At 66.5% G+C, this 24,551-nt stretch carries 19 protein-coding genes; 13 read left to right on the forward strand and 6 right to left on the reverse strand.

Annotation, left to right across the window (positions count from 1 at the left end; translation table 11 throughout):
• Positions 1-84 precede the first annotated feature (84 nt).
• A complete protein-coding gene (locus tag PV764_RS00085; RefSeq protein ID WP_019183696.1) occupies positions 85-441 on the forward strand; it encodes a YkgJ family cysteine cluster protein in 357 nt (118 codons plus the stop codon).
• Between the two features lie 32 nt (positions 442-473).
• Here the strand turns inward: PV764_RS00085 and PV764_RS00090 are convergent, their stop codons facing one another.
• The 4 genes from PV764_RS00090 to PV764_RS00105 are packed head-to-tail and all read right to left on the reverse strand — an operon-like array spanning position 474 to position 5,125.
• On the reverse strand, positions 474-1,586 hold the full coding sequence (locus tag PV764_RS00090; RefSeq protein ID WP_019183697.1) for an ABC transporter permease: 1,113 nt from the start codon (positions 1,584-1,586) through the stop codon (positions 474-476).
• On the reverse strand, positions 1,583-2,767 hold the full coding sequence (locus PV764_RS00095) for an ABC transporter permease (RefSeq protein ID WP_019183698.1): 1,185 nt from the start codon (positions 2,765-2,767) through the stop codon (positions 1,583-1,585). Before PV764_RS00095 ends, PV764_RS00090 begins: the two co-directional genes overlap by 4 nt.
• Entirely contained in the window at positions 2,764-3,780 is a 1,017-nt protein-coding gene (locus PV764_RS00100) for an HlyD family secretion protein (protein WP_019183699.1), read from the reverse strand. Before PV764_RS00100 ends, PV764_RS00095 begins: the two co-directional genes overlap by 4 nt.
• A complete protein-coding gene (locus PV764_RS00105) occupies positions 3,773-5,125 on the reverse strand; it encodes a TolC family protein (RefSeq protein ID WP_235318882.1) in 1,353 nt (450 codons plus the stop codon). Before PV764_RS00105 ends, PV764_RS00100 begins: the two co-directional genes overlap by 8 nt.
• A gap of 217 nt (positions 5,126-5,342) precedes the next feature.
• On the opposite strand from PV764_RS00105, the gene PV764_RS00110 reads away from it, so the two are divergent.
• The 11 genes from PV764_RS00110 (at position 5,343) to PV764_RS00160 (ending at position 20,451) form a co-directional block, all read left to right on the forward strand.
• A complete protein-coding gene (locus PV764_RS00110) occupies positions 5,343-6,485 on the forward strand; it encodes an alpha/beta fold hydrolase (protein WP_421115921.1) in 1,143 nt (380 codons plus the stop codon).
• A complete protein-coding gene (locus PV764_RS00115) occupies positions 6,485-8,104 on the forward strand; it encodes a D-aminoacylase (RefSeq protein ID WP_019183702.1) in 1,620 nt (539 codons plus the stop codon). Before PV764_RS00110 ends, PV764_RS00115 begins: the two co-directional genes overlap by 1 nt.
• Positions 8,105-8,141: 37 nt before the next feature.
• Positions 8,142-9,584 carry a serine hydrolase domain-containing protein gene (locus tag PV764_RS00120; protein ID WP_421115923.1) on the forward strand — a complete coding sequence of 481 codons (1,443 nt, stop codon included), beginning with the start codon at positions 8,142-8,144 and terminating at the stop codon, positions 9,582-9,584.
• Between the two features lie 184 nt (positions 9,585-9,768).
• Positions 9,769-10,767 carry a dipeptide epimerase gene (locus tag PV764_RS00125; RefSeq protein ID WP_421115924.1) on the forward strand — a complete coding sequence of 333 codons (999 nt, stop codon included), beginning with the start codon at positions 9,769-9,771 and terminating at the stop codon, positions 10,765-10,767.
• 247 nt (positions 10,768-11,014) lie between these two features.
• Positions 11,015-13,246 carry a TonB-dependent receptor gene (locus tag PV764_RS00130; RefSeq protein WP_421115925.1) on the forward strand — a complete coding sequence of 744 codons (2,232 nt, stop codon included), beginning with the start codon at positions 11,015-11,017 and terminating at the stop codon, positions 13,244-13,246.
• 112 nt (positions 13,247-13,358) lie between these two features.
• Entirely contained in the window at positions 13,359-14,297 is a 939-nt protein-coding gene (locus PV764_RS00135) for a hypothetical protein (protein WP_421115926.1), read from the forward strand.
• A 52-nt stretch (positions 14,298-14,349) separates the two neighbouring features.
• Entirely contained in the window at positions 14,350-15,255 is a 906-nt protein-coding gene (locus tag PV764_RS00140; RefSeq protein ID WP_019183706.1) for a LysR substrate-binding domain-containing protein, read from the forward strand.
• Between the two features lie 101 nt (positions 15,256-15,356).
• Positions 15,357-16,538 carry an MFS transporter gene (locus PV764_RS00145; RefSeq protein WP_046272408.1) on the forward strand — a complete coding sequence of 394 codons (1,182 nt, stop codon included), beginning with the start codon at positions 15,357-15,359 and terminating at the stop codon, positions 16,536-16,538.
• Between the two features lie 164 nt (positions 16,539-16,702).
• Positions 16,703-18,358: an acetolactate synthase large subunit gene (locus PV764_RS00150; RefSeq protein ID WP_421115928.1), complete on the forward strand. Its 1,656-nt coding sequence runs from the start codon at positions 16,703-16,705 to the stop codon at positions 18,356-18,358.
• A gap of 33 nt (positions 18,359-18,391) precedes the next feature.
• Complete coding sequence (locus tag PV764_RS00155) at positions 18,392-19,774, forward strand: aldehyde dehydrogenase family protein (protein WP_026069855.1); 1,383 nt, start codon at positions 18,392-18,394, stop codon at positions 19,772-19,774.
• Between the two features lie 155 nt (positions 19,775-19,929).
• Positions 19,930-20,451 (forward strand): DUF6622 family protein, encoded by a 522-nt coding sequence (locus PV764_RS00160; RefSeq protein WP_421116182.1) that lies wholly within the window; start codon positions 19,930-19,932, stop codon positions 20,449-20,451.
• Between the two features lie 54 nt (positions 20,452-20,505).
• Here the strand turns inward: PV764_RS00160 and PV764_RS00165 are convergent, their stop codons facing one another.
• A complete protein-coding gene (locus tag PV764_RS00165; protein WP_284129271.1) occupies positions 20,506-21,621 on the reverse strand; it encodes a hypothetical protein in 1,116 nt (371 codons plus the stop codon).
• Positions 21,622-21,743: 122 nt separating this feature from the next.
• Here PV764_RS00165 and PV764_RS00170 point away from each other — a divergent pair, with 122 nt between their 5' ends.
• Positions 21,744-22,805, forward strand: a complete 1,062-nt coding sequence (locus tag PV764_RS00170; RefSeq protein ID WP_237740299.1) for a BRCT domain-containing protein — start codon at positions 21,744-21,746, stop codon at positions 22,803-22,805.
• Positions 22,806-22,946: 141 nt separating this feature from the next.
• Here the strand turns inward: PV764_RS00170 and PV764_RS00175 are convergent, their stop codons facing one another.
• Positions 22,947-24,524: a PQQ-dependent sugar dehydrogenase gene (locus tag PV764_RS00175; RefSeq protein ID WP_026069857.1), complete on the reverse strand. Its 1,578-nt coding sequence runs from the start codon at positions 24,522-24,524 to the stop codon at positions 22,947-22,949.
• Positions 24,525-24,551: the final 27 nt, after the last annotated feature.

The raw sequence follows: 24,551 nt of genomic DNA on the forward strand, positions 1-24,551 counted from the left end.
TGACACCGCGCCGGCCGGCAGCCGCCGCCGCGGCCGCCGGAGGCGTAAAATGGCCAGCCGCTGACGCTGACGAGTGCCCTCCCCATGCCCTATGCGACCCGTGACGCGATCCAGCGGCTGCGCGAGCAGATTCCTTCGTTCCGCTGCGTGGTGGGGTGCCACGACTGCTGTGGGCCGGTCACCGCCTCCAGCGAGGAAGTGGCCCGCCTGCCGCTCAAGAGCGATGCCGAGCATGCCGCCGCCCTGGAAGCGCTGAGTTGCCCGTACCTGGGCGCCAATGGCTGCGAGGTCTACGAAGAGCGGCCGTTGATCTGCCGCATGTTCGGGACCACGCCTACGCTGCGCTGCCCGAACGGCCAGCGACCGGTCTACATGCTGGATGAAAGCGTCGAAGCCGAGATCCACCAGTTTCTGCGCAGCACCCGCCAGGTTCTCATCTGACGGGCACTGTGGCCGTGCGGGACGCCATGCCCTCAGCTCGACCTGCGGGCGCCCAGACGCCAGACGGCGAGGCCGCCGTACAGCGCCAGCAGCGCCGCCAGCGTCCATATTTCGTGGCTGACTTCGCTGAGGCTGGCATCCATCTGGTTCAAGCGCACCATCAGGTTGATGCCGGGCGTGGTGGGCAGCAGGTGCGCCAGCGCGACCAGTGCCGGCGGTGAGGTGACTGCGGGCCAGGACAGGTTGGCCAGGAAAAACAACGGGATCGAGCAGGCGATGACGACCTGGAACGCACGCTCGCGGGTGGCGAAAAAGCTGCCCACGAACAGGCCGAACGCCACCGTGGCCGCAATGAACAAGGTGCCGCCCAGCAGCTGCCCGAGCGGATTGCCACCGCGCGGATAGTCCTGCACCCACGCGGTGAACCCGGCGTAGTAGAGCAGGCCGAGCAGGCCGATCGCACCGAAGCCGACGGCCATCCCGGCCAGCGTGGGCAGGTCGAAACGCAGCCGCCGGCCCAGCGCCAGCCGCCGCGCGCCGAGCAGCACGCCGATGCCCATGAGCAGGGTCTGGTGCACGATCAGTTCGGCCACGCCGGGGACGATCGCGCTGCCGTAGCCTTCCTGGGTGTTGAACAGCGGCCGCTGCACCAGGGTGATCGGCGGTGCCTGCGGCGCGCCCATGAAGGCCGCCTGGGACACCGCCGCTTCCCGGGCGAACGCGGTCAGGGCATCGGCCACGCCGCCGAGCACCCAGCTGGCGCGGCCCAGGTAGGCGCCGTTGCCCATCAGCACCAGATACCCATTGCCCCCACGCAGGATGTCGCGCTCGAGGTTGGCGGGGATCAGCAGGATGCCTTCGGCCCGGCCGGCTTCCATTTCATCCCGGGCCTGGTCGACGCTGGCCGGCTGGTCGACGATGCGCACCGTGCGCAGCGCATCCACGCGACGCAGTAGTTCCCGGCTGGTCGCGCTCTGGTCGTGGTCGACCACCACGATGGGCAGGTTGGTCGCCACCTGGTGGCGGTAGGCGGCCGGGTAGAAGAACGAGTACAGCACCACCGCGCCCACCATCAGCACGACTGCGTAGCGGTCGGTGAGGACCGTGCGCAGGGTCAGGCGCAGGCTGCTGCCGAAGCGGCTCATGCGCCGGCTCCCGAGGCCGCGGCGGGCGTACCCGGATCGGCAGCCCGCGCGGCGATCAAGCGCCACCCCCCGATGCCGCCCGCCACCAGGACCATCAGCAGCAGGGTGCCCAGCGGCCACAGGGAAACACTCCACGGCGCGCCGACGAACTGCTGCTGGGTCTGTAGTTTGACGTAGGCGGTCAGGGGCAGCAGCGCGTTCCAGATGCGGGTGAACAGTGGCGCATCCACCACCGGGAACGTCGCCCCGGAAAATGCCAAGGCAGTCCCGATGCTCAGGCCGATCGCGGAGAGCGCGCTGCCCATGTCGCGGGTGAGCCCCACGAACAGCAGCGCCACCGCCGCACAGGCCAGGTAGAACAGCGGCTGGCCCAGCATCAGCAACAACGTGCTGCCGGCGATGCCGTCGCCACGCACCCGCGCGAGGTAGAGCACGCCGAGCGCCCCATACGCCGAAAACAGCAGGACATAGGGCGCGATCTTGCCGACGATGGCCGACCACGGGGCGTCGCCGAGCCACGCGCGCAGGTGCCCGTCGCGCACTTCGCGGCCCAGGCTGGCTGCGACCGCCAACGCCAACCCCAGCGACAGAACCGCCGGGAACAGCAGCGGCAGCAGGAACAGCTCATAGCTGCGTGCCGGGTTGTGCAGGATGTCCGACTGCACCGCGATCGGCGGCGCGCGCAGCTTGGCCGGGCCCACCTGCTTGGCGATGCGCCCGCCCAGCAGGCGCGCGTTCCAGGCACTGACGGCTTCAACGATGTCGCGCACGGCGGACTGGCCAGTGGTGAGATAGGTGGCGTTGTAGTACGCGAACACCGTGCCCTGTTCGCCACGCAGGGCGTTGCGGGTCGCATCGCGCGGCACCAGTACGACGGCGAACACGTCCAGCCGCCGCAGCTGCGACTGCGCATCGGCCAGACTGATCGGCTGGCTGGCCACGCGCACCCCGGGGCTTGCATCGAGCATCCGGGCCAGCTGCCGGCTCTCGGCGCTGCGGTCCAGATCGACGACGGCGATCGGGATATCGCGCATCACCGAGGCCGCGAACAGCCAGGCCATCACGCCCAGCATCAGCGCTGGCAGCAGGGTGACCAGCAGCAGATCGGCACGATCCTGACGCAGGTGCTGCAGCTCGCGCTGCAGCGAGGCGGTGATGCCCGCCCACGCCCGGCGGTTCATCCCTGCGGCCACGCGAACAGCACGCTCATCCCCGGCCGGAAACCTTCGATGGGGGCGACCGGGCGCAGCCGGATCTCGAAGCTGCGCACGTCATAGCCGGACGACTGCCGGGTGGCGCGCCAGGTGGCGTAGTCGCCCGCCGGATTGATGAAATACACCTCGAAGTCGGCGTCGCGGTCCAACGCGGGAACGCTGCCGTGCAGGCGGCTGCCCACCTTCAGGCCGCGCATCTGCGACTCGCGCAGGTTCACTGAAACCCACATGTGGTCGATGTCGACCAGGGTGAAGACCGGGTAGCCGGCCGGCACCAGCTCGCCGATATCGGACATGCGCTTGTTGATCTCGCCGGCCACCGGCGCGCGGCCGTTGACCTCATCGCGGGCAGCGTTGACCTCGGCCACCGCGCCCTGCGCCTGGCGGACCTGGCCCTGCGCGGCGCGCTTGTCCTGGTCACGGGCGCCGGCCAGCGCTTGGTCGTACTGCGCCCGTGCGGCATTGGAGAGCTCGCGCGAACTGCGCGCCTGCGCCAACGCTTCATCGCGCTTCTGCCGGGTCATGACCCCTTCGTTGAACAGGTTCTGCACGCGCTGATAGGTCGCCTCGGCCAGGGTGGCACCGGCTTCGGCACGCTTCCAGTTGGCCTGCGCAGCGCGGATATCCTCGCTGCGTGCACCTTCGTCAGCCTTGTCGGCCACGGCACGCGCCGCTTCCAGTGCACCGTGCGCCTGCTCTTCCTTGGCCGCCACTTCCGGACTGTCGAGTACGAACAGCACCTGGCCGGCCTTGACCCGGTCGCCTTCGCGCACCTTCAGCTCGGCAAGACGCGCGGTGATCTTCGCGGCTACGTTGATGGTGTCGGCGTCGGCCATGCCCTGCAGCTGCTCGGCCGGGGTGCGCCAGGCCAGCCAGAGGCCGACCACCACGACGACCACCAGGGCCAGGCCAATGAGGATGCCCGCCTTGCGCTTCTTCGGCGGCGGCGCGTCGGCGGCGGCCTGCAATGTGTCATTCATGCGCGATCACCTCGTCGCCCCGGCGGCGGAATTCTTCGTATCGGTCCATCTGTCCACTGATCTCCAGCAGCTGTGCCAGCGCTACGTCGTATTGATAGGCGGCCTGCGCGCGTTCCACCTGCGCGCCCCCCAACCCCAGCCGTGCATCGATCACGTCCAGCGAGGTCGCCTGGCCTTCGCGGAACGCCAGCTCCTGAAGGCGCAGGTTCTCACGGTTCTGTTCGATGCTGCTGTCCAGCAACAGGAACTGCTGGCGGGCGGTGTCCAGTTCGTACCAGGCCTTGCGAACGCCCAGCGTCACCTGGTTCTCGGCCTCGCGCAGGCCGGCTTCAGCCTGCTCCTGCTGCGCGCGGGCGGCGCTGATCTGGGCCGGGCGCGAGCTGGGCGAGAGGAAGGTGTACTTCAGGCCGATGCCGAACGCCCAGTCCGGATCGGTCAGCATCTCGTCGCGACGGCGGAAATCGTACTGGCCGAACAGGAACACGGTGGGTTTGAGCTTGGCCTGCTGCACGCGCACGCCTTGTTCGGCCTGCGCCACCAGGGCGCGCAGCCGGGCGATCTGCGGCTGCCGGGCCTGGGCCTCGCGTTCGAAGGTGGGCAGTGCACCGATCGGCGCGCGATGCACGAACAGCGGCGACACCGGGCGGACCTCGCCGCCGCTGCGGAGCAGGGTGGCCAGCGCTGCCTTCAGGGTCTGCAGATCGTTCAGCGACTTCTGGTAATCGCGCTCGGCCTTGTCGCGGGCCACGTTGGCCTGCAGGCGCTGGGCGCGGGTGGCAAAGCCCTCGCGCTCAAGCTTCAAGGCGTCGTCGAGATGGCGCTGCAGGCCATCGCGGACATCCCGCCGCACATCGACGGCCTGCTCGGCAAGGCGCTGACCAAAATAGGCCTGGGCCAGCTGCACGCTCAGCGATTGCCGCTGCGACTCGCGCTCGGCACTGGCCTGGTCGGTCGCGCCGGCCGCCGCCTGCTGCGCCGCCGGGATCAGCCCGCCGGTATACAGCGGCAGCACCGCGGTCACCACCGGGCGGGTACGCCAGTCGCGCTCGGTGAACTGCAGCGGCGAATCGATACCGAAGGCTTCGGCAACCGGGGCCAGCGAACCCAAGGGGAGGGTGAGGGTCTTCTGGAACTGCAGGCGGCGCACTTCACCGGTGATCTCCGGCAACCGCAACAGGCGGGTGGCGTCCTGCAGGTCCTGTTTGTTGCGCACCGACGCATCGGCGGCGGCCAGCGCATCGGAGACCTGCTCCAGCCGCTGCTGGGACTGCTGCCAGTCCAGCGCGGGGATAGCGGCGGCGCCCGGGGCGGGCTGGGCGATGGCCAGGCCACTGAAAAACAGCAGGGAGAGACTGGAAAGTCCTTTTAACGCGCGCGTTGGCGGCCAATGCCGGCTCACGAGGGGGCAGCTCCGTGGGGTGTGACGGCAAGAGGGTAGTGTGCGTCGCGTGAAGTGCGGGTCTTCACAACGGTGACCGTGGGAACCCGGACAGTGGCGCACTGCACATTGACAATTCTCCTATCAGGACGTTTATATCCCATTCGGGATGATTGTCTGCCGCATGGGGTGGTCCTCCCTTGAACGCCGCGCGAGACGGAACCGCGGGGCGATACGCGCTTCAGTACGCCCTTCAAGAGAGCACGACATGACAGCAGTAAAGGGTTGGCGGCGGTTTTGGCGATGGGTGAAGTGGATCCTGCTGGGTCTGTTGGCGCTCGTGATTCTCCTCACCCTGGTGGGCGTCGTGTACGAGGCGCTGGCGCGCCGGAACGCGGCGGACGCGCACCCGCTGCGCGGCGAACTGGTCGACATCGGCGGGCGGCAGATGCATATCGAGTGCCGGGGCAGCGGCTCGCCGACGGTGATCTTCGAATCCGGCCTGGGCACGGGCGGCACGCTCGACTGGACCCGCGTGCACGACCGGATCGCCCGCTTTACCCGTGCCTGCGCCTACGACCGTGCCGGCATCATGCGCAGCGACGCAAAGGATTCCCCGCAGCGTGCATCGGCCGTGGCTGATGATCTGCATGCGTTGTTGAAGGGCGCCGGCATCACCGATCCGCTGGTGCTGGTCGGCCATTCGATCGGCGGGCCCTACATCCGGACCTATGTGGGTCGCTACGGTGATCAGGTCGCCGGGCTGGTGATGGTCGACCCCTCGCATCCAGATCAGATCGCCCGGCTTGGCAGCGTGGTCAGCATCAACGTCCACCCGAAGAAGGTGTCGTTGTTGATGCATACCGCGACGGCACTGTCGCGGACCGGCCTGGTGCGCTTCCTGTTCTCGCGTGCCGATCATGGTCCCCGCCCCGAGGATGAGGCGGCGGAGATCACCGCCTTCTCCAGTGCGTCGGTCAAGGGCGCGACCGCCGAAGTGGATGGTTTCGACAGCACCATGGACGATGCCCGCGCGGTCACCTCGTTTGGCGATCGCCCGGTGATCGTGCTGACCGCGCTGAAGCCGTTCAAGCCCGAGGAGCTGGAAAAGATGGGCCTGACCGCGGAGGAGGGCGCCCGGTTCAAGCAGGAATGGCGCACCTTGCATGCCGAGCAGGCCGCCATGTCCAGCCGCGGGCAGCAACAGATCGTGAGCGACGCCGGCCATTACATCCAGATCGATCAGCCGGATCGGGTGGTGAACGCGGTTCGTGAGGTCGTGGAAGACGTGCGTGCAGACGCGCGTACCGACAAGGAGATGAAATGATGAAGCGCACTCTGCTCTGGGCCGGTGTGTCGATGCTGTTCGCCGCCCATGCGGCCGCCGCCGACTATGACCTGGTGATCCGTGGCGGCCGCGTACTGGACGGTGCCGGCAACCCCTGGGTCCGGGCCGATGTGGCGGTCAGGGACGGGCGGGTGGCACGGGTCGGCCAGGTGCCGGGGACCGGCACCCGCGAGATCGACGCGCGCGGGCGTTATGTGTCGCCGGGCTTCATCGACATGATGGACCAGTCCGGCGCGGCGCTGCTCAAGGACGGCGCCGCGGAGAACAAGCTCCGCATGGGCGTGACCACGCTGATCGGCGGCGAGGGCGGACCGCCGGTGCCTGCGGCGGGCATGCCGGGATACTTCAAGCAGCTGGAGACGCAGGGCATCGCGGTCAACTTCGGCACCTACTACTCCTCTACCCAGGCCCGCGTGCATGTCATGGGCGATGCCGCCGGTGCCCCGACCCGCAAGCAGCTGGATGCCATGGGCGAGCAGGTCAAGATCGCGATGGAGGCCGGTGCGTTCGGTATCTCCAGCGCGTTGATCTATGCGCCCAGCAGCTTCCAGAGCACCTCGGATCTCATTTCGCTGGCCAAGGTGGCCGCGCAATGCGATGGCTTCTACGCCACCCATATGCGTGACGAAAGCGAGGGCGTGGTCAAGGCGATCGAAGAAGCGATCGAGATCGGTGAAAAGGGCGGCGTGAAGGTGGAGATCTTCCACTTGAAGGCGGCCTATGCACCGGAGTGGGGCAAGCTGATGCGGCAGGCGCTGGCCACGATCAATGCGGCGCGCGACCGCGGTGTCGATGTCGCCGCGGATCTGTACCCATATACCGCCGGCGGCACCGGGCTGGAGATCATCGCGCCGAGCTGGGTCTGGGCCGATGGGCTCGAGAAGGGCATCGAGCGCGTGCGCGATCCGAAGGTACGCGAACGCATGAAGAAGGAAGTCGCCGCTGGATCGATGCCCGGCTGGTCGAACCTGGTGCACGCCTCGGGCGGTTTCCAGAACGTGCGCCTGGCCAACAGCTTCAGTGACAAGTACCGGCGCTTCCACGGCAGGACGCTCGCCGAGATCGGTGCCGAACTGAATCTGGACCCGGCCGATGCGGCCTGGGATATCGCGCTCGAAGGGCTGCCCAACCGCGCGGTCGCGCTGTATTTCATGATCAGCGAGCAGGATGTGCAGCTCGCGCTGCGCCAGCCCTGGGTCAGCATCGGCAGTGATGCCGCGGCGGCGGTGAACTACGGCAGCGAAGGTGCCATCGGCCTGCCGCACCCGCGCGCCTACGGCACCTTCCCGCGGATCATCGCCGAGTATGTGAAGCGGAACCAGGTGCTGACGCTGGAGGATGCCGTCCGCAAAATGACCGGCTGGCCCGCGCAGCGGATGGGCTTGAGCGACCGCGGGCTGATCCGTGAGGGCATGCGCGCGGACATCGTGCTGTTCGATCTGGACACGCTGGACGATGTGGCGAGCTGGGATGCACCGGCCGGCGCGCCGACCGGCATCGAGACCGTCATCGTCAACGGCGTGGTGAGTTTCGAGGGTGGCAGGCACACCGGCGCCCGGGCGGGCTCGGCGCTGCGCCACGCCTGCCACACGCGCTGATCCACGTGCGCGTCAAACCAACTTCAGGACCCACCTCATGATTCGATACTCCTCCCGCTGCAGCCTTCTGGCCCTGGCGCTCGCCGCCTCCGCGCCGGTGCTGGCGGCCGCACCGCCGATCACCAGCGCGGACGATCTGGGTACCGCGGTCTCGGCGCAGCTTGCCTGCGCCGGCATTTTCGTGGCCAACCGCACCGAAGCCGACGTCCTGCGCGATGACGTGCATGCGCTGGCGCCTTTCACCAGAACGGTCGCGCTGTCGGTGGATCGCAAGGCCGGGACGGTCACCGCCTCCGCGCCCGGCACGCCGACCCGTACCGCGCTGTATCGCCCGGCGGTCGGCTGCACCCTGACCACCGGGGATGTTCCATTGAAGGCCCTCAAGACGCAGGCGGGGCGGCTCAAACCGCTTGCTCCCTTGTCGGCGCGCCCCTGGCCCCAGGGCGACACGCCCGTGCCGGCGCTGCAGGCGGCGGCTGAAGCGAAACTTGACCGGACTGCACTCGATGCCGCGGTCAGCGCCGCCTTTGATGAGCAGAACGTCGGCGGCTATCCCGACACGCGGGCGATCGTGGTGGTGCAGGGCGGGGCGATCGTCGCCGAGCGCTATGCGCCCGGCTTCAACCAGAGCACGCGCATGCTGGGCTGGTCGGCGACCAAGAGCATCATGGGCACCCTGGTCGGCCTGTTGGTCGATGACGGCGTGCTCAAGCTGGATGAGCCGGCACCGGTGCCCGAGTGGAAGGGGGCCGGCGACCCGCGTGGCGCGATCACGTTGCGGCAGCTGCTGACGATGTCCAGCGGGCTCACCTTCGTGGAGAGTTACAAGCCGGGCAACGACTCGATCAAGATGTTGTTCGAGGCCGGCGACATGGGGGCGCTTGCCGCTGCGTTGCCGCTGGAGCACGCGCCGGGAACCTTCTGGAGCTATTCGTCCGGCACGACCAACATCCTGTCGCGGATCGTCTTCGAGGCGACCGGTGGGACGCTGGAAGGCATGACCCGGTTTGCACAGACGCGGCTGTTCGAGCCCGCAGGGATGCGCAGTGCACTGATCGAGCCGGATGAATCGGGTGTGCTGGTCGGCAGCTCGTACGGGTACGCGACGGCACGCGATTGGGCGCGGTACGGACTGCTGCATCTGAACCACGGCGAGGCGGGCGGCAAGCGGCTGCTGTCGCAGCAATGGCTCGACTTCGCGGTGACACCGACCCCGGCCTCTCCGCGCCCCTCGTACGGCGCGCAGCTGTGGTTGAACCGGGCCGAAGCCGGCGGAGAAGGACGCAAGGTGCTGCAGGATGTCGCGACAGATGCCTTCATGGCGATGGGCCATAACCACCAGATCGTGGCCGTGATTCCCTCGCAGGATGCGGTGATCGTGCGCCTGGGCTGGACGCCCGAAGGCCAGAAGTTCGACTGGAACAAGTACCTCTCGCAGATCGCGGCCGCGCTTGCGCCCGCCGCTCCCGCAGCAAAGTAACCAGAAAAGCAGGGAAAGGGGAGGGCGCCGAACCCGGCGCCCGTTGACAGTTCTCTTATGAGAGAACTAATGTCTCAATGTGAGAATTCCTCACCATGAGGCAGGGAAACCAGATGTGCTTGATCCAGCTGTTGGGAACGTCCCCGTTGACGCGTGACCGTGCCGCAACCGGGGCGCACGTCTGATGGCCCGCCTGAAACTCGGCATCGCCGTCGACGCCCTGCGCCTTGCGGCACCCTTCCGCATTTCCAGCCACGTGTTCGACAGTCGCCTGGCCGTCCTCGTCACCTTGGATGACGGCACGCACATCGGGCGTGGCGAGGCGACCGGGGTGTACTACCTGGGCGAAGACGTGGAGACCATGCGCATCCAGCTGGAAGCGGCGCGCGATGCGATCCAGGCGCATCCCACGCGCGAGGAACTACGTGCGATCCTGCCGGCCGGCGGCGCGCGCAACGCGGTCGATGCCGCCCTGTGGGAACTGGAATCCAGGCAGACGCGAACGCCCGTGTGGGCGCTTGCAGGGCTCGAGGCACCGCGTCCACTGCCGACCACCTTCACGGTCGGCGCCGATGAGCCGGCCGCGATGGCGGCGGCCGCTGTGGCCTACCGTCAGGCGCGTTCGATCAAGGTCAAATTGACGGGCGATCTCGACCTGGACATCGCCCGCGTTGCGGCCATCCGCGCGGTACGGCCGGATGTGTGGCTGGGCGTCGACGCCAACCAGGGGTATCAGATTGGTGATCTCGACCGGCTGGCCACCGCCATGGTGGACGCCGGTGTGGCGCTGATCGAACAGCCGCTGGCCCGCGGGCGCGAAGCCGACCTCGATGGATTCGTCTCGCCGATTCCGCTGGCCGCGGACGAAAGCGCGCTCACCCTGGCCGACGTGGACGGCCTGAAGGGTCGCTTCAACGTCTACAACATCAAGCTCGACAAGTGCGGCGGCCTCACTGAGGCGCTGCTCATCGCGGGAGCCGCGCGCGAAGCGGATCTGGGCGTCATGGTCGGCTGCATGGTCTGCAGCAGCCTGGGCGCTGCGCCGGGCTTCGTGGTCGGGCAGTTGTGCGATCTCGTCGATCTGGATGGCCCTACGTTCCTCAAGCAGGACCGCACGCCCGGGGTCGTCTATCGCGACGGCACGATCTGGTGCGACGAGGCGGTCTGGGGCGCCGCACGCTGAGGCGCGGCGGACGCCTGGCGCACGATGTGATGTCAATGCTGCGTCGCAGGATTGACAGTTCTCTGAACAGGACTATTGTGTCCTACATGGGCTTGTAAGCAGCCATTCGTCCCCAGGAGCGTCATTGCCAGGCCGGCCCCCACCCCAGAACGCCGGGGTGCCCTGACTGCCGCATTCCGTGCCCATTGCCGTGGGCTCCCAGCTTCGCTACCGAGGTCTCATCACCATGAGTCACTGTTCGCTCCGAATGAACGCGTTGTCGCTGGCCTGCGCTGCAGGCATCCTGGCCCTGGGCTGCAGCGCCACGGCACTGGCACAGGTCGCCGCCGAGAATCCCGAGCGCGATGACGTGCATACGCTGGGCACGGTCACCGCCACTGCGCAGAAACGCGTGGAAGTGGTGACCGATATCCCGATGTCGATCAGCGTCATCAGTGAAGAGCAGCTCGATCGCCTGCAGGTCAACAACATGAACGACCTGGCCGGTCTGGTCCCCGGCCTGCAGATCACCAGCCTCGGCGCGCCGGGCCGCTCGACGATCTCGATCCGCGGCATCACCCCGATGGGCAACACCGCTTCGACCTCGATCTACGTGGACGATGTACCACTGACCGCCAATGGCTCGCTGTCCGGCGCCACCTCGGGCATGTTCGACCTGCTTCCCTACGATGTGCAGAACGTGGAAGTGCTGCGCGGTCCACAGGGCACGCTGTACGGTGCCAGCGCGTTGGGTGGCGTGGTCAAGTACGTCACCAAGCGGCCGGACCTGGAGTACTTCGCGGGCCGCGCCGGGGCGACGATGCGTGTCGTTGACGATGGTGGCCGGGTGGGTCATTCCGAACGCGCTGCGGTCAACGTGCCGCTGGTGAAGGGTCAGCTGGCCCTGCGCGCCAGCTATGCCGAGCAGACCAGCCCGGGCTGGATCGACAACAGTGTCCTGCATCGCCGCGACACCAACGACGTTTACCAGAACGCCGGCCGCCTCTCGCTGCTGTGGAAAGCCTCGGACACGGTGGACGTGCTGCTCACCGCGATGCGCCAGGAAAACAAGGGCGACAATTTCGCGACGGTCGCACTGGACCCGGTCACATTCAAGCCGAAGCTGCCGGGCTACTCGAACGAGTACCTGTTCCTGCAGCCGAGCACGATCAAGTACGACGTGTACGGCCTGACAGTGGAATGGGACGTGGGCTGGGCCGACTTCACCTCGGCCAGCAGCTGGATGAAATCCAACTCCTGGCGTCTGCAGGACCAGTCGGTCGAGTACATTCCGCTGCTCGGCCAGAAACCCGGCGTGGGCCCGGTCATGGCATACGCCGGCCTGGACACGGATATCGAATTGAAGAAGTGGACCCAGGAATTCCGCCTGACCTCCAAGGGCGACAGCCGCCTGCAATGGCAGCTCGGCGCGTTCTACACCGATGAAGACGCGGCCTACATCGAGCGCGGCAGCGCCTTGAGCCCGGCCTTCAACCCGGTGCTCGATCTGTTCACCGCCTCGGTGCTGACCACCTACAAAGAGAAGGCGCTGTTCGGCAACGCCACCTGGAAATTCACCGACCGCTTCGATCTGGCCCTGGGCGTGCGCCATGCCCGCAACGACCAGGAGTTCCGCCAGACCCTCGGCGGCCCGCTGGGCGGTGACGGGGTGCAGCGGATCACCGAATCCTCCGAGAGCGTGACCACCTGGAGCGCCAGCCCCCGCTTGTTCCTGGGCGAGGACACCATGGCCTACGTGCGCGTAGCCACCGGCTACCGCGCCGGCAGCCCGAACCCCATCCTGCCGGCCGCGCCGGAAGTCCCCGCGCAGGTCAAGTCGGACACGTTGATCAACTACGAAGCCGGCTTGAAGAGCCACTTCTGGGATCGCCGTGCGCTGGTGGAAGTGGCCGCCTTCCGCATCGACTGGGATGACATCCGTCTCAATCTGCTCACGGCCCAGGGCATCTCCTATGGCGTCAATGGCGGCGAAGCACGCAGCCAGGGCGTTGAGTTCACCGGCGCACTGATGCCCATCGATGGGTTGCGCCTGAGCAGCAGCCTGACTTACACCGATGCCAAGCTGACCGCGCCGATTCCGCCGGCGCGCCCGGGCGGCCCCAACCAGGCCGAATCCGGTGCCCAGCTGCCACAGGTGCCCGAGTGGGCCGGCAGCCTGCAGGCCGATTACCAGTTCCCGACGAGCGGCGAATGGGGCTGGAGCGTCGGCGGCGCGCTGCGCTACTACGGCGAGCGTGCGGCATCGGTGGCGTCGACACAGTCCTTTGACCTGCCCAGCTACACCACGGTGGACCTGACCGCCGAAGTCAGCAGCCAGAACACGACCGTGCGCTTCTTCGTCACCAATCTCACCAACAAGGACATCTACGTGGCGGCTGGCAGGACGATTCCTGCGGCCGGTGCGCAGCAGTACCGGCGCTGGAATGCGGTGATGATGCAGCCGCGCACGGTGGGTGTGTCGTTGGACTACAGCTTCTGACCGAGCGGGCAGGGGTGGTGCGGCACCCGCTGGTGCCGCACCGGCCGATACGCGGCGGCGGAGCGGATATGCTTGCAGGGGTCAGCTTCCCCCACCCGCAGGCCGCAGCGTGATGAATTTCAGAAGCTTTTCCGTCCTGCCTTGCGTGGGGGTGCTGCTGTGTGCAGCGCTGCTTGCCGGCGGATGTGCACCAACGACACGGGAAACCGTGTTCTCCTCGGGCACGCTGAAGGTGGTGGCCGTTACGGAAAGCCGGCTGGATATCAACGTCAGCAAGTATCAGCATTACACGACGTACGAGCTTTACGTGGACGGCAGAAAGCTGTCGGACAAGGCTTTTTCGACGCTCCTTCAGGATCCTGACGCCACAGACGACCAGTTCGTGCATGCCGATGCGGTGGTGCTGGACGAAGGCGCGATCCTGATGGCATCGCACAACCGCGACAGCTCACGCTGTTGGGCCACGCGGCTCTCCCCCAGCGAGGGCAGGGTGACGCTGGAGACGATCCTGCAGGGCACCGTCGACTGCGGCATTCGCCCGGCACCTGCAGGGTGGCGCGCGCTCTACGACGACCGCAGCGATCTCATCCTGATCCGTGAACACCCTTTCCAGGTCCATCGCCTAGCGGGGTATTGGTACGTCCTGTGGATCGATGGCGACATCGCCGCGCTGTACCAGAAAGATCGCGACCATGAGCGCCTGGTCGTCAAACTGGCGCGGATTTCCTCCGATACCACGCTTGCCCAGCAGGCACTGCCGATGCACACCTACGCGGAGCCTGACCTTCTGCATGCCTCCCCTGAACTGCGCCGGCAATGGCTGTTCGACAGCTTTACGGTGTCCATGGGGGATGCCCCCTCGATCCAGCTGCGGCCTGATCATCAACTGGACACGATCACGCCGGAGGTGTGGGCGGAGTACCAGGAGAACGACCGGCAGAACAAGGCGCTCGATGCGGACGCACGGGCTTCCGGAGATGCCTGGATCGAGGCGCAGCGCCGCGAGCTGATGGACGCGGACGCTACGCGGGATCTGCCGAAAAAGCCGTGATTTGCTATGTTGGGCCGGCTCAATCCCGGCATTCACGAGGTCTGGCGTTTCAGTGATCGAGACCCGCCTGCTCCAACAGTTCATCGCGGTCGCCGAGGAACTGCATTTCAATCGCGCTGCCGAGCGGCTGCACATGGCGCAGCCGCCGCTGAGCCAGGCCATCCGCAGGCTCGAAAGCGCCTTGGGCACGCCGCTGTTCGTGCGGACGCACCGCAGCGTAGCGTTGACGCCGGCCGGAACCGCATTTCTCGATACCGCCCGCCGCACCCTGCAGTCGCTGGAAGCGGGCGTGGCGCAAACGCAGCGGGTGGCCCAGGGCATCGAGGGCCATCTGACCCTGACCTTCATCAACATCGCCCCGTATGCCGCGTTGCTTCAGGCACTGCGCCGGTTTCGAGCGCTCAACCCGGGCATAGCCTTCACGATGCTGGAGGCCACCACCCAGGAGCAGGTAAACGCGCTGGAACAGGGCAGGGCGGATATTGGCTTCATGCGCACGCCGGGCACCACGACGCCGCACCTGCGCATGGAGCGCCTGTTGAGCGAACCGATCTGCGTGGCGCTGCCGGCCGGCCACCGCCTTGCCGCGGAACCGGGCATCCACCTTGCGTCGCTGAAGGAGGAGGCGTTCGTCGCCTCGCCACGGTCACTCGGCAAAGGATTTCATGACCAGCTGATCAGCCTGTGCCAGGCCGCCGGGTTCGTGCCCGATATCGTGCAGCAGGGCCGGCAGATGCAGACCCTGATCGCGCTGGTGTCCGCCGGCTTCGGTATCGCGTTGCTCCCCGCTTCGCTGGCGATGGAAGCCCGCGAGGATGTGGTGTTCCGGCCGCTTCAGGTGGATGCGCCGGAGGAAGCGTCACGGCTGGACCTGTTGATGGCGTGGAACGAAACCCGGCCGTCAGCGATCCGCGACCGCTTGCTACAGGCAGTCCTGCAGACCCGTTCTCCATCCTGAGGTGACGAGACGCGCGGCGTCTTGCTGCGGTATGAAACCCGTCCTTCACCCGCGCATGGCCAGGCACTAGGCTTCTGCGGCCCTGCTGTGAAGGACCCGCCATGCCTGCTGCCATCTACGTGTTCTCGCTGTGCGCCTTTGCGTTCGGTCTGTCCGAATTCGTCGTCGCCGGCGTATTGACCGCCATTGCCGACGACCTTGGCGCGCAGATTTCTCTCGTCGGGACGGCCATCGCCGCCTATGCCTTGGGCGCTGCCATCGGTGCACCGCTCATCACCGCACTGGTCGCCCATTGGCGGGACCGGGAGATCCTGCTGCTGGCCACTGCGTTGCTGGCGTTGGGCAGCCTGCTGATGAGCGCCTCGCCCAACCTGGTCACCCTGCTGGTCATTCGGTTTGTGGTCGGCCTCGGCCACGGTGTGTTCATGGCGGTAGCCTCGGACGCCGCGACCCGGCTGGTGGACCCGCAGCGGTCCGGTCGGGCGTTGTCAGTGGTGTGGATCGGATTGACGCTCGCGCTGGCCTTCGGCGTGCCGATCGGGACCTGGCTGGGCAGCGCGTGGTCGTGGCGCGTGGTCTTCATGGCGATCGGCGTGCTCAGTGTGGCCGGCATGCTCGGGCTGGCACTGTGCATGCCCAGCGGCCATGCCGGCTCCACCCGATCCCGGGGCGGTGCGTGGAAGGGCGTGAAGGCCATCACCCATCCGCAGCTGCTGACGACGGCCGGCATCGGCGCGCTGGTCAGTGTCGCCACGTTCTCGTTCTTCACCTTCGTCTCGCCCTATCTGCAGCAGATCACCGCTGTGGATGTGCAGTGGCTGAGCCTGGGGATGCTGCTGTTCGGCACCTGCGCGATCGCAGGCAATCTGCTCGGGGGATGGCTGGGCGATGCGATGGACGGGGATCGCAGCCTCCGGCTGGCGTTGATCGCGCTGGCGTTGAACCTGATCGGGCTCTACGGCTTCGCACGTATCCCAGCCTTGATGATGCTCCTGGTCGGCACGCTGGGCATCTGCTTCTTCTCGATCGTGACGCTGCTGACCCTGCGTCTGCTCAGGCAGGCCCAACAGCTCATCCCCGCATACAGCTCTGTGGCCGCGGGGTTGAACATTGCCTCGTTCAACCTTGGAACCGCGCTGGGCGGTGCCTTGGGCAGCCTCACGATCAGCTACGCGACGCTGGCCTCGGTACCGCTGACAGGCGCCGTGGCCGCGGTGCTGGCGGCGGTCGTGTTGTATCTGCAGAAGCGACGGATGCGCGCGCCGGCAGCCTCAACCGGCTGAGTAGCGACCGAGCGCCCCCATCCACATGCCTCCGTGAACCGCCGGGCGTAGTTGCTCCCCAGGATCTTTTCGATGCGCGCGTCAGTGTGCCCGCGCTGGCGGCCACACGGCAGCGACATCCGCCCCGGTATAGTGCCCCTGACTTCACCGCAAGGATCGAAGCTATGCAGAAGGGCTCGGATCTACTGGTCAAGGCGCTGGAAAACGAGGGCGTCGACCGCATCTTTGGTGTGCCGGGCGAGGAGAATCTGGACTTCCTGGAGTCGCTCCGGACCTCGCGCATCGAGTTGGTGCTCACCCGCCACGAGCAGGCGGCCGCGTTCATGGCAGCCACCCACGGCCGGCTGACGGGCAGGCCCGGCGTGTGCCTGGCCACCCTCGGCCCCGGCGCACTGAATTTCTCGACCGGCGCGGCGTATGCCCACCTGGGCGCGTGGCCGATGATTCTCATCACCGGCCAGAAGCCTGTCATGAGCGCCAAGCAGGCACGGTTCCAGATCGTGGATATCGTGGCGTCGATGAAGCCGCTCACGAAAATGACGCGCCAGATCGTCAGCCCTGCCGCGATTCCGGCCACCGTACGCGATGCCTTCCGGGTGGCCATGGAAGAGCGCCCCGGGCCGGTGCACCTGGAACTGCCGGAGGATGTCGCAGGTGAGGAGGTGGAGGATGTGCCCGTCATCCCCATCCACCCGCTGGACCGTCCCATCGCACCCTCTGCCGCGCTCGACCGGGCGGAAGCGGCGATCCTGGCCGCCAAACGCCCATTGGTGATGATCGGCGCGGCGGGCAGCCGGCCATGGCTTGCCGAATCACTCTCCGCATTCGTCGCGCGCACGCGCCTGCCGTTCTTCAATACACAGATGGGCAAGGGCGCGGTCACCGGCGGCTCCAACCTCTACATGGGCACGGCCGCGCTCTCCGAGGGCGACTACGTGCACGAGGCGGTCGCCCGCGCTGACCTGATCATCGCCATCGGCCATGACACCATTGAAAAGCCACCGTTCCTGATGAAGAGCGGCGGCGGTCCCAAGGTCGTGCACATCAGCTTCCAGTCCGCGACGGTGGAGCAGGTCTACCAGCCGGATATCGAAGTGCTGGGCGACATCGGGGCTTCGGTGGATGCCCTGGCCGAACGCCTGGAAGGGCGGTTGCCTGCGGACGAGGGCATGATCGCCCTGCGCCAGAGAATCCTGGCCCGCATCAACGACCGCGCCGAAGAGGACCGTTTCCCGGTCACGCCGCAGCGGCTGGTGCATGACGTGCGCCAGTCCATGCCGGACGACGGCATCGTCTGCCTCGACAACGGCATGTACAAGATCTGGTTCGCCCGCAACTACCGCACGCACGTGGCCAACACGCTGCTGCTGGACAACGCGCTCGCCACCATGGGCGCTGGCCTGCCGTCGGCGATGATGGCAGTCATGCTTTACCCGCAGCGCCGCGTCATGGCGGTGTGTGGTGACGGCGGCTTCATGATGAACTCCCAGGAGATGGAAACCGCGGTACGCCTGGGGCTCAACCTGGTGGTGGTGATCCTCAACGACAGCGCCTACGGCATGATCCGCTGGAAACAGGCAGTGGATGGCTTCGACGATTTCGGCATGCGCTTCGGCAATCCGGATTTCGTGAAGTATGCCGAAGCCTACGGTGCGAAGGGGAGCCGGGTGACCGCGGTCGAAGCGCTGGTGCCGATGATCGAGGCCGCTTTCGCCGGCGGCGGCGTCCACGTGCTGGATGTACCGATCGACTATGCCGAGAACACCCGCGTGCTGGTCGATGAACTGCGCAACCGCACGCCGGACGTGGGCTGTGATTGATCGTCATCCCTGATGCTGAGCAAGGAACCCAACATGCTGACTGTCGTCCAGGCGTTCGACCGTGCCCCCATCGCCGAGATCGGGCTGGATACCGCCGCGGCCCTGGAGCGCAAGCTCAGTGCCGCCGAGCGGGTATTCAAGGACCGCGACGGCTGGCTCGCGCCGCACCAGCGCATCGCGATCCTGCGCCGGCTCGCCGCGCTGATGGACGCCAGGCGTGATCATCTCGCGCTGCAGATTGCCCGGGAGGGCGGCAAGCCGCTGCCGGACGCCATCGTCGAAACCACACGCGCCATCGACGGTGTCCACAACGCCGCCGACGAGCTGCGCAACTTCGCCGGTCGCGAAATCCCGATGGGGCTGTCGGCCGCGGCGGAGGGGCGTTGGGCGTTCACCACGCGGGAGCCGATCGGCGTGGTTGCCGCGATCTCTGCGTTCAACCACCCACTGAACCTGATCGTCCACCAGGTGGCGCCGGCCATCGCCGTCGGGTGCCCGGTGATCATCAAACCTGCCTCCGCGACGCCACTGTCGTGCCTGGAATTCGTCGCGATGGTGCACGAAGCCGGGCTGCCCGAGCCGTGGTGCCAGAGCTTCCTGCCGGAGGGCAACGACCTGGCCGAGGCGCTGGCCACCGACAAGCGGGTGGCCTTCCTGAGCTTCATCGGCTCGGCCAGGGTAGGGTGGTCGCTGCACGCCAAGCTCGCACACGGTGCGCGTTCGGCGCTGGAACACGGCGGGGTCGCCCCGGCCATCGTCGATCGCAGCGCCGACCTCGGCAGGATCATCGAACCGGTCGTCAAAGGCGGCTACTACCATGCAGGCCAGGTGTGCGTCTCCACCCAGCGCGTCTTCGTCCACGAGGATGTTGCCGATGACTTTACCCAGGCGCTCATCGCACGGGTCGAGCGCCTGCGCACCGGCGACCCCACACTGAAGGACACGGATGTCGGCCCGCTGATCCAGCCACGCGAGGCCGACCGCGTCGCTGAATGGATTGACGAAGCGGTAAGTGGCGGTGCGCAACTGGCCACCGGCGGCAAGCGACTTTCCGAGACCACGCTGCAGCCCACGGTGCTGCTGGATCCGGCCAGCGACGCACGGATCACCACGCAGGAAGTGTTCGGGCCGGTGGTGGCGGTGTATCGCTATACCGACCTGGACGAGGCGATCGCGCGTGCCAACGCGCTGCCCACCGCGTTCCAGGCGAGCGTATTCGCGCAGGATATCGATATCGCCATGCGCGCCGCCAACCGGCTGGATGCCTCGGCCGTCATGATCAATGATGCCACCGCGTTCCGGACCGACTGGATGCCCTTCGCCGGGCGCCGCGAGTCGGGGTATGGCACAGGCGGCATCCCGTACACGATGCGGGACATGTCACAGGAGAAGATGATCCTGATGCGCAGGAGCTGATCGGGCAGGCGACGTCTACGGCGCTGGCTGCGTAATGTACGTCCGGATGCCTGACACCTGTCACTTGTGACGGGTCGGTGCAAAGCGAGAATGGACCCATTCCCGCACGGCGCTGCATCGCCGGCACCCACCCAGCTCAAGGACGCCCCGTGAACATGCTGCATCCCCTTCTCTCGAACATCCCGGTGTGGGTCTGGGCGCTTCTGGTCTTTCTGGTCGCACGGGGCGTCGCCGCCATGAAACCTGGAGAAACCTCGCTCACGAAACTGGCCATCGTGCCGACCCTTTTCGTGGCGTGGGGCATCGTGTCGATAAACCACCGGTTCGGCAATGCCTGGGAAGCATGGGGTCAGTGGTCGGTGGGCATCGGTGCAGGCGTGGGCCTTGGATGGCTGCTGCTGCGCCGGGCAACGCTCACCCTGAAGCCGTCGACGGGAAAGCTGTGGCGCAGTGCGGACTACAGTCTCCTGCCGCTGCTCCTGGTGACGTTTGCGGTGAAGTACGGCTTCGAGTGCGCGCTATCCGTATCCCCCTCACTGAGCGCGGACGGCAGTTTCCGTGCCGCGTATCTGCTGCTGTCTGGCGGGTTCACGGGCATCTTTCTCGGCAAGTATCTGCGGTACCTGCGCGCGTCTCGGCTTGCTGCACCGGACAGGACCGTGGATGCGGTGGGCTGAGTTGGGGCCGGCGCACATCGGCGGTCATGTTGATTCGCTTGACCACCATGCAGCTTAAGGCGATGCCGGCTTCACGACGTAGCGCTCCCAGTAGCCGGCAAGCTGAGCCGCCTTTCGGTTGCCCAGCTCGCTGCCGAGGGTCTGCCGTATCCCTGCTGCTTCCTCGCCACGTTCGGCACGGTATAACTCGCGGGCCGTCTCGAGCAGCGCCCGCTGGCGTACGTTGAGGTTACCGAAGGGGTCGAAGTAAGAGTCAAGGCGTGAGGCGTCAGCTACGCCAGTCCAGGTGAAGCGTGTTTCGCCCGCCTCCGTGGCAATGGATCGGTACCGGTCCACTGCCATGGCCGGCGCGATCCTGCCTTCCAGCACATCCAGGCGCGTCTGCAGCAACGCGACTTCAGGCGAGTTGCGCTCTACCTTGAGGGCTTGCACCGACTCCCGAACAAACGCGCGGTCCATGTTGCCGGTGCCGGACTGGACGCCCAGCAGGTTGAAGCTGGCGACAGCGGCGTGGTACTCACGGCGCTCCTCCCGCTGCACCAGCGCCTCACCGGGTTCGCCGAGGCTGGAGGGCTGTACGATCCGCAGGTCCGGGGAAGCGGCCAGGATCGCTTCGATGTCCCGCTTGTGGAACTCGCCAACCACCACGACAACCGTGCCGCCGGGGCGCGCTTTCACCGCGGCGGCTACCCGCTGCGCCTGCAGGTAGGTGCGATAGAGATACAGCCTGCGTGGCAGATCATCCGCTGCCCGCTTGGCCGGCGTTGCGGCCCACTGCGCGATCCGCTCCACGTCCTTTGCCTCGTCGGCGTGGAAGAGATCCCGCGTGAGCTGGCTCGGGGAGGGGAATGAAAGGAACTGCTGGAACCCGCTGGCAGGGCGCAGTTCCGGCGGCGCCCCCAGGTCCAGGCCGAATCCAAGCTTGGCATCTTCGACGGGTGGCTCCCAGTCGATGGGACACAGATCGATCCCGTTGCGCCGGGCGAAAGGAACCACGACGTCCTGAACTTCGTAGGTGAACTCGTAATAGTCGTTGCGTGCGAAGGCCTCCGGCGACCGCTCGATGCAGATGGCATCGGGCCTGGCATGCGCCAGGAAGGCCGCAAGGCGGGCAGGGCGGTCATTTCTGGCCACAAGCTGGGCAGCGTGGTCCACGCCAAGCACGATCACGGTTGTCGTCCCGTCGGCGGCCTTGGAACCTGCTCCGGCCGTCGCACACATCAACAGCAGCGCTGCCGAGAAAAATAGACGCCTCACACGTACTCCCTCCATTCCATCGGAACCAACATAGCGTGCACAGCCCCCTGGCTCGTGTGCCATTGGTTGTAGTCACGCCGCAGCTGCGATGCTGCAACTGGATCGTTACAGGGGCCAGCCTGCCTCTGGCGCCAGATGTCAATGACGCGGTAAGTTTCCATGACACGCCGCTGGACGGCGTCCAACAGGGACGTACCTCAATGCACCCCGATCACCGCAGCTACTTCAGGTTCACCTCGAAAGCCCGACTGAACAAATCCGTCAACGCCCTGATCGGCATCGTCGAAGGGATCGTGATCGACGGCCAGATCAATCCCCTTGAGCTCGACTACCTCAACCTGTGGTTGGTCGAGCACGAGGCAGTGCGAGAGCAGCACCCATTCAACGAGCTGGTGCCGGTTGTCACTACCGCCGTGGCCGACGGCGTCCTGACCGAGGAAGAGCGCGCAGACATCCTGTGGCTGTGCGAACGGCTGCGCTCCACCGAGTTCTACGCCGATGTGACTGCCGACCTGCAGCGATTGCACGGAATCCTGGGGGGCATCGTTGCGGATACGCACATCTCCGTGGAAGAGCTCCGCGCCCTGTCAGATTGGATGGCAGATCACGAGCACCTGAGGACATGCTGGCCATTCGACGAGGTGGGGAGCCTCATCACAGGCGTACTCGCCGACGGACAGATAGACCCGAAGGAACACGCGTTGCTCCTCGCATTCTTTGCGGAGTTCACGCCACTGCTCGACGACCGCACGATTACCAATCCGCTCGTACTGAAAGAACAGAGGATCGTCGGCTTGTGCGCCGTGGATCCCGAGATCAACTTTCTGGATAGGGGCTTTTGCTTTACCGGCGCATCGTCACGCTTCACCCGCACCGAGTTCCAACAGATCGTCGAGAGGCTCGGGGGATCGGCCCACGCGGCCCCATCGAAGAAGGTCCACTACCTGGTCATCGGCGCGGAAGGCAATCCTTGTTGGGCCTTTGCCTGCTACGGGCGCAAGGTCGAAAAGGCCATTGCGCTTCGTAAGTCAGGGTCACGTGTCGTACTCGTTCACGAGCTCGACTTTCACGATGCATTGGCCGATCACGGCGGCTGATTCGCCTGGGCCGCCAGCAGCTTCAGGGCCAGCGATACCCCCAGCGCCGGTGGCACCGCGCTTGCCTTCGGCGCGCGCCTGCTGGCGAGCGTGAGCGTGCGGGGTCAATCCTCCGCACGTGACTTCACCTGAGCGACGTGCTCACATCGTTTTTTCCGGTATCAGTCTAAGTAGCTTGCCGTCCACCCCATCGGTGAGCGCATAGACGGAGCCATCTGCAGCGACCATGACGTCACGAATCCGTTCACCCAATTCGACAAGCAGCCGCTCCTGGCGCACCACGCGATCACCGTCACGAACGAGCCGGCGGATGCTCCGCTCACGCAATGCAGGCACCAGTAGATCTCCCTGCCATCCCTTGAAGAGGGCGCCTTGATACACGGCAAGACCGGAGGGCGCGATGGACGGCGACCAGATCACCTCAGGGTCCTCGAACGCCTTGTGCCGGGTAAACGGGCTCACCCGGGCAAACGGGTAGTCGATCCCGTGACTGAGCATCGGCCAGCCGTAGTTTGCGCCCGGTCGAAGTCGGTTGAGCTCGTCACCGCCGCGCGGCCCGTGTTCGCTGATATAGATGGAGTCTGTGACAGGGTCATGCACGATGCCTTGTGGGTTGCGATGCCCGGAGGTGTACAGGGGCGCCACGCTCGCGCCAGGCGCGAGATGGATGCGCATCACCTTGCCCAGTGAGTTGCGCACATTCTGCGCTTCCTCCCGGCGGGCACTACCGTCGCCCACGGTCATCAGCAGGATGTGCGTGTCGAGAAAGGCCACGCGGCCGCCGTTGTTGCCGTCGCTGGCTTTTGGCGTGGATTCGAAAAGAATCTCCACCTGTTCCATGGACCACGCATCGCCAACGCGTTCCAGCGCGCCACGGATCAACCGAACACCCACGCCGCGTTGATCTCGATAACCCTGCGTCAGATAGACGCGGCGATCGGTCTCGAAATCCGGCGACAGCGCAATGTCCATCAGGCCGATCACGCGTTCACGCTGATAGCCCGCGGGCATTTTGGATAGATTGACGTCCACACGTGCACCGGCGCGGTCAATCAGCTTCAGGCGGCCAGCCATTTCGGTGACGAGCAGCGTTCCGTCGGGCAGTTCCGCCAGCGACCACGGCCACTGAAGGCCGCTGGCGACGGTCGCGACCTGGTAGCCTCCTGCCGCAGGCGGCTGTGCACGTTGCGCCGTCGGCTGCATCAACATGAATGAGGCAAGCGGAAGCAGCACCAGGCCAGCCGGCAACAGCCAGGCCACGCCGCCGTGGGGGTGCGTTTCGCGCACGGTACGCGCCCTCAGCGTGTAGCTCACATAGCCGCCCACCAGCCCACACAGGCTGAGCAGGGCGTAGCCTGGAAGCTCCCGGATGGCGGCGATCGCCGGCATCGGAATCACACTGCGCAGCAGCGCGAGCACGACCGCCAGCCCGGCTACACCGGCGAGCAGTGCGCAGGGCAGGGCATGGAGGCCAAGCCGGCGCAGAATTGGCTGCAGACCTGACGCAAGCACGCCGCCGGCCAGCGAAAAGCTGAACATTACAGGTCCGAACCGAGCCAGATCTTCCACGGTGACTGCGGCCCGTGCCGGCCAGCTGACGTCCAGGCCCAGCTGGGTAAGGGCATGCAGATTGATCTGGGTCTGGAGCAGGCTGGCAACAGCGGCCGTCGCCAATGCAGCAGTGAGGGTGATTGAGACTGTTCGCAACCAGGAGCGCATGCAGGGAGTTGGTCAAAGCAGGCCGAA

Source organism: Stenotrophomonas sp. AS1 (assembly GCF_048957655.1).
GTDB classification, from domain to species: domain Bacteria; phylum Pseudomonadota; class Gammaproteobacteria; order Xanthomonadales; family Xanthomonadaceae; genus Stenotrophomonas; species Stenotrophomonas bentonitica_A.

What these genes read in the sequence shown, in the direction of transcription:
- PV764_RS00085 (WP_019183696.1), top strand. Translation starts at nt 85, where the DNA reads ATGCCCTATGCGACCCGTGACGCGATCCAGCGGCTGCGCGAGCAGATT.
- PV764_RS00090 (WP_019183697.1), bottom strand. Translation starts at nt 1,586, where the DNA reads ATGAGCCGCTTCGGCAGCAGCCTGCGCCTGACCCTGCGCACGGTCCTC.
- PV764_RS00095 (WP_019183698.1), bottom strand. Translation starts at nt 2,767, where the DNA reads ATGAACCGCCGGGCGTGGGCGGGCATCACCGCCTCGCTGCAGCGCGAG.
- PV764_RS00100 (WP_019183699.1), bottom strand. Translation starts at nt 3,780, where the DNA reads ATGAATGACACATTGCAGGCCGCCGCCGACGCGCCGCCGCCGAAGAAG.
- PV764_RS00110 (WP_421115921.1), top strand. Translation starts at nt 5,343, where the DNA reads ATGGGGTGGTCCTCCCTTGAACGCCGCGCGAGACGGAACCGCGGGGCG.
- PV764_RS00115 (WP_019183702.1), top strand. Translation starts at nt 6,485, where the DNA reads ATGAAGCGCACTCTGCTCTGGGCCGGTGTGTCGATGCTGTTCGCCGCC.
- PV764_RS00120 (WP_421115923.1), top strand. Translation starts at nt 8,142, where the DNA reads ATGATTCGATACTCCTCCCGCTGCAGCCTTCTGGCCCTGGCGCTCGCC.
- PV764_RS00125 (WP_421115924.1), top strand. Translation starts at nt 9,769, where the DNA reads ATGGCCCGCCTGAAACTCGGCATCGCCGTCGACGCCCTGCGCCTTGCG.
- PV764_RS00130 (WP_421115925.1), top strand. Translation starts at nt 11,015, where the DNA reads ATGAACGCGTTGTCGCTGGCCTGCGCTGCAGGCATCCTGGCCCTGGGC.
- PV764_RS00135 (WP_421115926.1), top strand. Translation starts at nt 13,359, where the DNA reads ATGAATTTCAGAAGCTTTTCCGTCCTGCCTTGCGTGGGGGTGCTGCTG.
- PV764_RS00145 (WP_046272408.1), top strand. Translation starts at nt 15,357, where the DNA reads ATGCCTGCTGCCATCTACGTGTTCTCGCTGTGCGCCTTTGCGTTCGGT.
- PV764_RS00150 (WP_421115928.1), top strand. Translation starts at nt 16,703, where the DNA reads ATGCAGAAGGGCTCGGATCTACTGGTCAAGGCGCTGGAAAACGAGGGC.
- PV764_RS00155 (WP_026069855.1), top strand. Translation starts at nt 18,392, where the DNA reads ATGCTGACTGTCGTCCAGGCGTTCGACCGTGCCCCCATCGCCGAGATC.
- PV764_RS00160 (WP_421116182.1), top strand. Translation starts at nt 19,930, where the DNA reads ATGCTGCATCCCCTTCTCTCGAACATCCCGGTGTGGGTCTGGGCGCTT.
- PV764_RS00175 (WP_026069857.1), bottom strand. Translation starts at nt 24,524, where the DNA reads ATGCGCTCCTGGTTGCGAACAGTCTCAATCACCCTCACTGCTGCATTG.